The organism is Vibrio sp. D173a, assembly GCF_030248475.1.
This window is the reverse complement of record NZ_JAHGAH010000521.1, coordinates 1-752: the sequence shown is the minus strand read 5'-3', so window position 1 is coordinate 752 and position 752 is coordinate 1. Positions and strand designations below refer to the sequence as shown.

Annotated in this window: 1 protein-coding gene; it reads right to left on the bottom strand. The window is 44.1% G+C overall.

The window, feature by feature from the left end:
• Positions 1 to 255: 255 nt before the first annotated feature.
• Positions 256 to 752, bottom strand: a 497-nt coding sequence (locus KIV40_RS27225) for an SDR family NAD(P)-dependent oxidoreductase (protein WP_285352310.1), incomplete at its 5' end; no start/stop codon positions are given.

Below are 752 nucleotides of genomic sequence, written 5' to 3'. Positions count from 1 at the left end.
TTTTGTGGCGAGAAAGCATAGCGTTATTTACCAATCAGGTTGGAGGTGCATTCCCTGTTTGTACTCAAAACAGTAAAAATATGGTGATGGCAACACTCACACCAACCCAGTTTAAGGTGTTAAGAGTCATGAATGTACCTTCAGTGGAGAGATCAAGCAGGGCTGCTTGATGCTACGATGTGAATCATGACATCTTATTGTTACGAACAAATTACATCGTTACATTATTTTTGCGAGTAATTCGGTTATTTGTTATTAAGCCGCTTTGCGTAAAATAGGATCTAACCATCGGTTTGGCAGCAAGCGTTTAAGGATCGCAAAGATCTTTGTCGGCGTGGTGACTCGATATCGCAATTTAGGCTGGTTTGCCGTCAGCGCGTGATAGACGGGCTCGATACAGCTTTCTGGCGGCAGTACAAAGCGATTTCCTGAGGTTTCATTCTCAAGTCGCTGTTGCTGCTGTTGATAATAGTCTCTGTGAACGCTGCGCTCTGGCTTGATCCAGTTATTGAAGGCAATCAGAGCGTTACGTCTGAATTCTGTTTCGATTGGGCCCGGTTGAAGCAGTGAAATATGGATACCACTCCCATGAAGCTCAAGTCTTAGCGTATCTGTCCATCCCTCTATCGCGAATTTAGAGGCGTTGTAGGCACCTCTATACTTCATTGCTGCAAAACCAAGTACAGAACTATTTTTAATAATTCGTCCTTCACCTCGTTCTCGCATATGTGGACGGACTAAGTTGACGAGGT